Below are 9356 nucleotides of genomic sequence, written 5' to 3' on the forward strand. Positions count from 1 at the left end.
CCGGAGAGGGCGATCAGCAGCGACAGTGCGCCCTGCAGCAGCACCGCTACCACCGGCGCCTGCGTGCGGGGCGAAACCCACGCGACGGAGCGGAAGAACAGGCGATCCTCGGCCATGGCGAAGTACACGCGCGGCGCCGTCAGCATCCCCTGGCTGAGGAAGCCGAGCGTGGAAATGGCGATGCCCGCCGCGATGATCGTCGCCCCCGTGGGGCCGAACGCCAGGCGCATGACGCTGGAGGCGGGCGCCGTCGTTTCCGCCAGCCCCGCGGCGCCCAGCGCCTGCACGCACGCCAGCGTGACGCCGACGTACAGGGCGATCACCCCCAGCACGCCGATCAGCAGTCCGCGCGCAAGGTCGCGCCGCGGGTTCCGCATCTCGCCCGCGACGAAGCTGGCCGTCTGCCATCCGCCGTACGAGAACATCACCGGCGTCATCGCCGCGCCGAAGGCCAGCAGCACGCTTCCGCCGCCCACGGCCGGGGCGGCCGCGGGGGCCGCATCCACCGGCCCGGTCACGAAGAACAGCCCGGCCGCGACGAGCGCCAGGATCGCGGCGATCTTCAGCACCATCAGCGTGTTCTGCACGGTTCCGCCGGAGCGCACGCCCATGCAGTTCACCGCGGCCAGCAGCGCGATGCCCAGCCCGGCGATCACCGGCTCGCCCAGCGGCACCTGCGTGACCTCGCGAAAGTAGCGCGCGAACGTCACCGCCACGGCCGCCATCCCGCCCGTCTGGATGACCAGCAGCAGCGCCCAGCCGTAGACGAACGCCACGGCCGGGTGGTAGGCGTCTCGCAGGTATGCGTACTGGCCGCCCACGTGCGGGCGCCGCGCGGCCAACTCCGCGTACACGAACGCGCCGGCCAGCGCGATCACCCCGCCCGCGAGCCACGCGCCCACGATGAGCGCCGGCGTGTGCACGTGGCGCGCGACCACGTACGGCGTGACGAAGATGCCGCTGCCCACGATGCCGCCCATCACGATCATGGTGGCGTCGAACAGCCCCAGCCTGCGGGCGAGCTGCACGTGGCCAGGCTGCGGACCCGGGGGCGGAGGGGCAGAGTGGGAGCGGGTCACGGGTGCGCCGGAGGGTGGGATGGACGGGGGCGGTGGGTGCGGAAAGAATCAGGCGCGACGCCGGCTCGGCGCAAGTGCGGCTCCGCCTGGCGCCGGGTCCTTGGACGTTGCGATCGGTGGACGCCGTCCTGGCCAGGTACAGGCCCCCCGCCCCCGTCGCTCGGGATCTCAGCCTTCCGGACGCTGGGCCGCATGCGCGGCGAGCAGCGCGTCGACCTCGGCATAGCCCGAGGGGAACGGGACGCCGGCCGTGGAGCTACCGGCGGCGAGGAGCGCGCGGACGGAGTCGGGCGAGCGCCGGTCGGTCCAGTACGAGTCCGCCGTGGCGCGCACCGCCAGCATGAGCGGGGTGCGGCCCCTGCCATCCGGCACGTCGACGGGCGCGCCGCGATCGATCAGCAGCTGCACGGTCGCGGGATGCGCGCGCCACGCCGCCACGTGCAGCGCCATGCTGCCCGGTGCGACGTCGAAGTAGCCGTCGCCCTGCGGGAATGCGGCCGACACGGGGACGCCCAGGTCCAGAAGGAGCCGGACGCCCTCCAGGTTCCCGTTGCCGGCGAACTCCGCCAGGAGCTGGCCACCCTCCGCCCGTACCTGGGCGACCGCCTGGGGCTCGCTTTCGGAGATGGAGCGTACGGCCGGCTCGTCGTTGCGGGCGCAGGCGGCGATCAGCCGGTCGGCACCGCGCAGATCCATCGCCACACCGCGCCGCTCCAGCAGCTGCAGCACGTCACCCCGCCCGCGGCGCGCTGCCAGGCTGATCGCGGAGCGGCCGTTTACGACGAGCGCGGCGTCGGCGCCGTGGTCCAGCAGCAGCTCGATCGCCGCCAGTGTGTTGTCGCGCGCCAACGCGTGGTGCAGCGGATTCCACCGCCAGGGTCCATTGAGGTCGATGCCCTGCGCCAGAAGCAGCCGCACGCCCTCGAGGTCGTGCAAATCGTGCTTGCGGACGAGCATGATCGACAGGCTTTCCTGCGTGAGCCTTCCCGTGCCCAGCAGCGCCTCCATGGCAGCGTTGTCGTAGCTTTCGGGCGTGTGGTAGACGACCTCTGCGTCGTTCGGATCGGCCCCGCGGCCCAGCAGCAGCCGTGTCAGCTCCGCGTGGTGGGCAATGCCGGCCGCCCCGTAGAGTACGCTTTCCCGCTCCGGCTGCGGCTGGTGACGCGTTTCGTACCATCCCGTGTTCGCGCTGGCGCCGGCGTCGAGCAGCGCCCGCGCCGACTGCACCAGGCCCTCCGAGCGCGCAGGATCCAGCCGCAGGTAGCGCGAGAAGCACAGGTGCGTGAGCGCGTCCCACCCACGCGGTGCCGCCTTTGCCGTGGCGTTCGCGGGATCGAGCGCCAGGAAGCGGCGGACCACCTCTTCATCGCCCAGAATCGCGGCCGTGTGGATGCTGCGCGCCGCGATGGAAGGATGCGCGGCGAGGATCGCGTTTGCATCATCCAGCGTTCCGGAGACGTGTGCGCGGTCCAGCGGCACGCAGGCGGCCTCGATGAAGGCCTCCACCGGATCCACGGACTTGCTCATGGGCCGCCGCAGGTGGGGGTTCGCGCCGGCACCGAGGCAGGCGAGGGTCGGGGGACAGAATCAGCGGGCGAGCGGGCTGCGCGCAAGGGACGGGGCGGCCCGTGCAGGCGCCGGGAATGATGCCGGGCCCATTCCCCACCCCGATGAAGGGCCGTTCCTTGCATGATGGCAGGCGGAACTTCCACCGGCAGCTTGATGAACGCAGCAGACACGGCGGCCCCGCGGCCGAGTGCACACCTCGTATTTCCCGGCTCCAGCGAAATGGCGCGGCTGTGCCGCGCCACCGACTGGGCATCGACCCCGCTGGGACCCGTCGAGCAGTGGCCGCAGAGCCTGCGGACCGCGGTGGGAATGGTCATCGAGCAGGGGATCGCGCAGAGCCTGTGCTGGGGCCCGGAGCTGGTGCAGATCTACAACGACGAGTACCGCGTGATCATGCGCGACAAGCACCCGTCGGGGCTGGGCCGCTCGGTGCTCCTGAACTGGGCCGAGATCGCCGACTTCATCGGCCCCCTCTTTCAGCGCGTGGTCGCGGGCGAAACCGTGTTCTTCGAGGACCAGCCCCTGCGGGTGGAGCGCGGCGGGGTGATGGAAGACGCGTACTTCACCTTTTCGTACAGCCCCGTGCGGCTGGAGTCGGGCGAGGTGGGCGGCGGGCTGATCAACTGCTTCGAGACCACCCGCCAGGTGCACGCCCGCGCCCTGCAGAAGGAGCGCGACGCCCTGTACGACTCGCTCGTGTTCGAGCGCTCGCGCCTGGAATACGTGTTCCAGCACGCGCCGGCGTTCCTGGCCATCCTCCGCGGCCCCCAGCACGCCTTCGACCTGGTGAACGAGGCGTACTACCAGCTGGTGGGGCACCGCGACATCGTGGGCAAGCCGGTGCTGGAGGCGCTTCCCGAAATCCGCGGGCAGGGGTTCGTGGAGCTGCTGGACGGGGTGCTGGCCACGGGCGAGCCCTTCCTGGGGCGCGAGATTCCCGCGGTCCTGGCCCGTACCCCCGGCGCCCCGCCGGAGGAAAAGTTCGTCGACCTGGCCTACCTGCCCCTGGTGGAGGCCGACGGGACGCGCTCGGGGATCATCGCGCACGGGCACGACGTTACGGCGCAGGTGCACGCGCGGCGCGAGGTGGAGCGGCTGCTCCGCGAAAGCGAGGAGGCTCGCCGCACGCTTCAGGAGGTGAACCACCAGCTGGAGCTTCAGCGGCTGGAGCTGGAAACGGCCAACCACCAGCTGCAGGAAGGCGCCGTAGAGCTGGAGGCCCAGGCCGAGGAGCTGCAAAGCACCGCCAGCGCGCTGGAGGCGCGCACCCGCGAAACGGAAGCCGCGCGCGCCGAGGCAGAGCGGGCCCGCGAGCACCTGGCGCGGGTGATCGACCAGGCGCCGGTGCCCATGTACATCGCCACGGGGCGCGACCACGTGTTCGACATGGTCAACGCCCCGTACGCGGCCATGGTGGGCAGGCGGCGCGACGACATGCTGGGGCGCCCCGGCCGCGAGGTGTTTCCCGAGTTCGTGCCGCAGGGCGTGTTCGCGCTGATCGACGAGGTGTACGACTCCGGCGTGCCGTACCGCGCCACGGCCATTCCCGCCACCTTCGACGCCGACCGCGACGGGGTGCCCGAGACGCACTACTTCAACCTGGTGTACCAGCCGCTGCTGGATGCCGGGGGCGCGGTGTACGCCGTGGCCCTGGTCGCCACGGAGGTGACCGAGCTGGTGCAGGCCCGCGAGGCGGCCGAGGCGGCGCAGCGCGACGCGGAACTGGCCAACCGGGCGAAGGCCGACTTCCTGGCCAGCATGAGCCACGAGCTGCGCACCCCGCTGAACGCCATCGGCGGGTACGTTGACCTGATCGACATGGGCATCCAGGGACCGGTAACCCCGGAGCAGCAGGCGGCCCTGGCCCGGGTGAAGGCCAGCCAGCAGCACCTGCTGGTGCTCATCAACGACGTGCTGTCATTCGCCAAGGTAGAGGCGGGCACCATCGAGCTGGACCTTCGTCCCCTGGGCGCGCGGGAGCTGGTGGCCGGCGTGGAGCCGCTGGTGGCGCCGCAGGCCCAGGCCAAGGGGATCGCGCTCTCCGTGGACGGCAGCGGCCCCGAGCGCCGGCTGCTGGGCGACGAGGAGCGCGTGCGGCAGATCCTGCTGAACCTGGTGGGCAACGCCATCAAGTTCACCCCCGCGGGCGGGTCGGTGCAGCTCTCCATCGGAGGCGACGCGCGGTGGGTGCGCATCTCCGTCCGCGACAATGGGCCGGGGATCGCCGCCGAGAAGCAGCAGGCCATCTTCGACCCGTTCGTGCAGGTGGAGCGGCGCTTCAGCAATCCCCGCGAGGGCGTGGGGCTGGGGCTCGCCATCAGCCGCGACCTGGCCCGCGCCATGGGCGGCGACCTGGGCGTCGTCAGCACTCCCGGCGAGGGCAGCACCTTCACCGTTCAGCTTCCCGCGGCGGCTTGATGGATGCGTCCCTGCCTTCCGCCCCCGCGTACCCGACGAGCCCCATGAGCGCATCCGATTCGTTCGCACACTCCCTCCGCGGGATCATCGCCGAGCTCGACGGCGCCGAGCCGTCGCACACGCACCTGAACCGCGCCGCCATCGACGTCGACCGGCTGGGCCGCCACCTGGGCGGGCTGGGGCTGGCGAACGACCGCGAGATCGGCCGGGCCTTCACCGGCGCCATCGCCGCCTTGGCCTCCGCTCATCCCGTGGCGCAGGACAAGCGCGCCGACGCGGTGAGCCGGGCGCTGGCGGATCTGCGGACCGCCCTGGCGCACGCGGAGAACGGCGCGCCGCACCCACCGTCCGGGGAGGCCGATGCAGAGCGCCCCTGAACGGCGGACCGTCCTCATCGCCGAGCGCGACCCCAGCGTCCGCGAGCTGCAGGAGCACTTCCTGGGCAGGGCGGGCTTCGCCGTGGAGTTCGCCGGCGATGGGCTCGACGCGCTGGAGCGTGCCCGGCTGCTGCGCCCGGCCGTCGTCATCACCGAGATCCTGATCCCCAAGCTGGACGGCCTTGCTTTGTGCCGGCGGCTGGGGGAAGACCCCGACACGCGCCACATCCCCGTCCTGGTCTTCAGCATCCTGGCGGCCGCGCCGCGGGCGGCGGAGGCCGGGGCGAAGGCGTACCTGCGCAAGCCCCTCGTCGAATCGCTTTTCGTGGCCACGGTCCAGCAGCTGATCGAGCCGCCCATCGATATCCTGGAGACGCAATGAGCCTCGAACCGATGGTGGACCGCCGGGCGGTCTCCAGGGACGACGTGCCGGACGACACCGAACGGATGAGCGCGGGAAATCCCGAGGCCGACCACATCCTGGGAGGCGGGTTCCCGGCCAACTCCATCAACATCATCATGGGCCACCCCGGCTCGGGAAAGACGATCTTCGCCGAGCAGCTGATCTTTCACAACGCGGGGGACGACCGGCCCATCCTGTACTTCACCACCCTGTCGGAGCCGCTCGCCAAGGTCGTGCGCTATCTGCAGGGGTTCCGCTTCTTCGACGAGAACAAGCTGGGAACGCAGGTGATCTACGAGGACGTGGGCCCGCAGCTGGCCAAGGAGGGGGCGCCCGCCCTGATCCCGCTGCTGCGCGAGGCCATCATGACGCTGTCGCCCAAGGTGATCGTCATCGACTCGTTCAAGGCCGTGCACGACCTGGCGCCTTCCATGGCCGACCGGCGGCGGATGGTGTACGAGATGACGGCGCTGCTCACCGCGTACGGCACCACGGCGTTCCTGCTGGGCGAGTACACCGAGGACGACATCCTGCTGTATCCCGAGTTCGCCGTGGCCGACGCCATCGTCGAGCTTTCGCGCCGCCGGCTGGGCAACCGCGACGAGCGCTACTTTCGCGTCTACAAGCTGCGCGGCAGCCGCTACCTGGAGGGCGCGCACGCCTTCCGCATCACCAACTCGGGGCTCGACGTGTATCCGCGGCTGGTCAGCCCGCGCATGCCCGAAGGGTACGAACCCGCCTCCGAGCGCATCTCCACCGGCGTGTCGGGGCTCGACGAGATGATCGGCGGCGGGCTGTGGCGCGGGACCACCACGCTGCTGGCGGGGCCGTCCGGCGCGGGAAAGACGACGATCGGGCTGCAGTTTGCGCTGGAGGGCGCGCGCCGCGGCGAGCCCACGCTGTACATGAACTTCCAGGAGAACCCCACCCAGCTCGTGCGCACCATCCGCGGGCTGGGGGTAGACCTGGAAGAGGCGCAGCGGCAGGGGCTGGACCTGGTGTACGCGTCGCCGGTGGAGTTGCAGATCGACAGCATCATCGTCGACATGTTCCGCCGCATCCAGCAGCGCGGCGTGCGCCGGCTGGTGATCGACGCGCTGGGAGACCTGGCCAGCGCCGCCACCGATCCACAGCGCCTTCACGACTACCTGTACGCGCTGGTGCAGCACTTCGCGGTGAGCACCATCACCAGCGTGCTGAACTTCGAGACGATGGGCAACACCATCTCGGGGAACGGGATGCAGAACGCCATGAGCTACCTGTCCGACAACGTGCTGCTGCTGACGGTGGATGGCGACGAGCGCACCCGCCGCCGCCTGCGCGTGCTCAAGACACGCGGCAGCGCCCACGACACGCGGGTGCGCGAGGTCAGCATCACCGACGCCGGGCTGAGCATCCTGGAATGACCGTTCCGTCCTCGGGCGACCCGCACCTGGCCCAGCTCCGCAAGCTGACGGAGGTCAGCCGTGCGCTCACCTATACCACCTCCCTCCAGCAGGTGACCCGCCTGACGGTGGAGCGCGGCGCCGACCTGATCGACGCCGCCTGCGCCGTGCTGATGCTTCCGGACGCGGACGGCGTGCTGCAGGTGCGCTCGTCCTGCGGCTTGGCCGACGAAGACGCGGCGCGCCTGCACGCGCCGCTGACGGACGACGGGGTCGGGCGGCTGCAGGAGCTGCTGGGCGTGCCGGACGACCGCTTCGTGGCCGTGCCGCTGGTGGTGGGCGGGGCGGTGACGGGGCTGCTGGCGGCCGCCACGCGGCAGGCGTCTACTTCCACCGACGAGACGCTGCTCTCCGCGCTGGCCGACCAGGCGGCCCTCGCGCTGGAGAACGCGCGTCTCGGCGGCGAGGTGCGCGAGGAGATGGAGGACCGCCTGCGCGCCAGCGAGGGCGCCACGGACGCCCAGGAGCGCGCGCTCTCGACGCTGGCGCACGACATCCGCACGCCGCTGGGGGCCATCGACGGGTACTGCGAGAACCTGGAGATCGGCGTCTATGGCCCCGTCACCGACCGGCAGCGCGAGGCCCTGGGCCGGGTTCGCATGAGCGGACGGCACCTGCTGTCGCTGCTGGACAACGTGATGGAGATGGCCCGCCTGAACGCGGGGGTGCTGCGCGTGGGCGCCGAGCCGGTGGAGCTGGCCGACGTGGGGCGCGAGGCGGTGCACATGCTGCTCCCCGCCGCGCAGGCCAAGCTGGTGGCGCTGGAGGCGGGCGCGATGGAGGAGGTCACGGTGACGGCGGACCACGCGCGGGTGCGGCAGGTGCTGGTGAACCTGGTGGGCAACGCCGTGAAGTTCACGCCCACGGACGGCTCGGTGACGGTGAGCACGTCCGTCGTCTCGCGCGAAGGAAGCGCGTGGGGGGAGATCCGCGTCACCGACACGGGCCCGGGGATCGCCCCCGCGGAGCAGGCGGCGATCTTCGAGCCGTACTACCGCAGCGAGGATACGGCGCAGCTGCCCGGCGTGGGGCTGGGGCTGGCGATCTCGCAGGCGCTGGTGCGGCAGATGGAGGGCGAGCTGGCGCTGGAAAGTGAGCCGGGCGTGGGGTCCACGTTCATCGTCCGCTTTCCGGCGCTTCCCCTTCCCTGACGGGGGGCACGCGGCCCACCAGCAGCGTGTGCTTGCCGCCGGAGGTGGCGTGCGCCCTGGCCTTTACGATGTGCACCGTCATCCCCGCCTCCCACAGGAGGGCGGCAAAGTGGGGATCGTCGTCCGCCGACCAGTAGGCCACGCGCCCGCCGGGGCGCAGCGCCGCGATGGCCTGGCGGATGCCCTTCATCCGGTACAAATCCGCGTTGCCCCCCGTCGTCAGCGCGTGCGCGCCGTTGTCCACGTCCAGCATGATGCCGTCGAACGCCCCCGGGCTCTCGCGCAGCACGCGTGCGACGTCGTCGTGCCGCACCTGCACGCGCGGGTCGGCCAGGGCCTCGGCGGCCAGCGGGTACTCGGGGTTGCGGTTCCACTCGATGATCTCGCCCACCAGTTCCGCCACCACCACGTGTGCATCCGCCGGCAGCGAGCGGAGCGCAGCCTTGAGCGTAAAGCCCATCCCCAGCCCGCCGATCAGCACGCTCGGCGCCTCGGCACCCCGCAGCGGCTTGCAGACGAGCTCCGCCAGCTGCTCCTCGGAGTGATAGCGGCGGGTGGACATCAGGTCCGTGCCCTCCACCCGGATGGTGTAGTCGCCGTCGTGGCGGTACAGCGTCAGCCTGGTTCCGTCCGGCGTGACGGCCTCCCCCAATCGTTCGGTTCGCTTCACAGTTCTCTGCGCCGTCATGGGTCGGTGTGGATCGAGCGAAGCTATCCGCCCGCCGAGCGCGGCCATTAGCACGGGACGTTCCACACGAAATCGCCCCGCTGGGAACCCGGCGGGGCGGTTTTCGTGACGACGGTTCGGTAGCATCCAACCTGCGAAAGCACGCCACGTTTCTGCGTAAGCTCTTTAGAACGCCGTCTGTTGCCTGAATAGCTCAGCCATCCAAGGGTCTAAATCCGATGTTTCG

General features: G+C 71.2%; 8 protein-coding genes. 5 read left to right on the forward strand and 3 right to left on the reverse strand.

Features of this window, described 5'->3' with window-relative positions:
- The coding region (locus tag VIB55_RS10130; RefSeq protein ID WP_331876539.1) for an APC family permease at positions 1–1028 on the reverse strand (1028 nt) is incomplete at its 3' end.
- Between the two features lie 219 nt (positions 1029–1247).
- Entirely contained in the window at positions 1248–2606 is a 1359-nt protein-coding gene (locus VIB55_RS10135; protein ID WP_331876540.1) for an ankyrin repeat domain-containing protein, read from the reverse strand.
- A 195-nt stretch (positions 2607–2801) separates the two neighbouring features.
- Between VIB55_RS10135 and VIB55_RS10140 the strand changes: the two genes are divergently transcribed.
- From VIB55_RS10140 to VIB55_RS10160, 5 genes are read left to right on the forward strand one after another with little or no spacing between them, the layout of a single operon-like run.
- On the forward strand, positions 2802–5066 hold the full coding sequence (locus VIB55_RS10140; RefSeq protein ID WP_331876541.1) for an ATP-binding protein: 2265 nt from the start codon (positions 2802–2804) through the stop codon (positions 5064–5066).
- Between the two features lie 44 nt (positions 5067–5110).
- Positions 5111–5443 carry a hypothetical protein gene (locus VIB55_RS10145; protein WP_331876542.1) on the forward strand — a complete coding sequence of 111 codons (333 nt, stop codon included), beginning with the start codon at positions 5111–5113 and terminating at the stop codon, positions 5441–5443.
- A complete protein-coding gene (locus VIB55_RS10150; RefSeq protein ID WP_331876543.1) occupies positions 5427–5825 on the forward strand; it encodes a response regulator in 399 nt (132 codons plus the stop codon). The genes VIB55_RS10145 and VIB55_RS10150 overlap by 17 nt, the downstream gene beginning before the upstream one ends.
- Complete coding sequence (locus VIB55_RS10155) at positions 5822–7252, forward strand: ATPase domain-containing protein (RefSeq protein WP_331876544.1); 1431 nt, start codon at positions 5822–5824, stop codon at positions 7250–7252. The genes VIB55_RS10150 and VIB55_RS10155 overlap by 4 nt, the downstream gene beginning before the upstream one ends.
- Positions 7249–8442 (forward strand): HAMP domain-containing sensor histidine kinase, encoded by a 1194-nt coding sequence (locus VIB55_RS10160; protein ID WP_331876545.1) that lies wholly within the window; start codon positions 7249–7251, stop codon positions 8440–8442. Before VIB55_RS10155 ends, VIB55_RS10160 begins: the two co-directional genes overlap by 4 nt.
- Here VIB55_RS10160 and VIB55_RS10165 read toward each other — a convergent pair.
- The gene (locus VIB55_RS10165) at positions 8408–9130 is read right to left on the reverse strand and encodes a hypothetical protein (RefSeq protein WP_331876546.1); all 723 of its coding nucleotides are present in this window, start codon (positions 9128–9130) and stop codon (positions 8408–8410) included. The two genes, VIB55_RS10160 and VIB55_RS10165, sit on opposite strands and share 35 nt — an antisense overlap.
- Positions 9131–9356: the final 226 nt, after the last annotated feature.

The organism is Longimicrobium sp. (assembly GCF_036554565.1).
GTDB lineage: Bacteria > Gemmatimonadota > Gemmatimonadetes > Longimicrobiales > Longimicrobiaceae > Longimicrobium.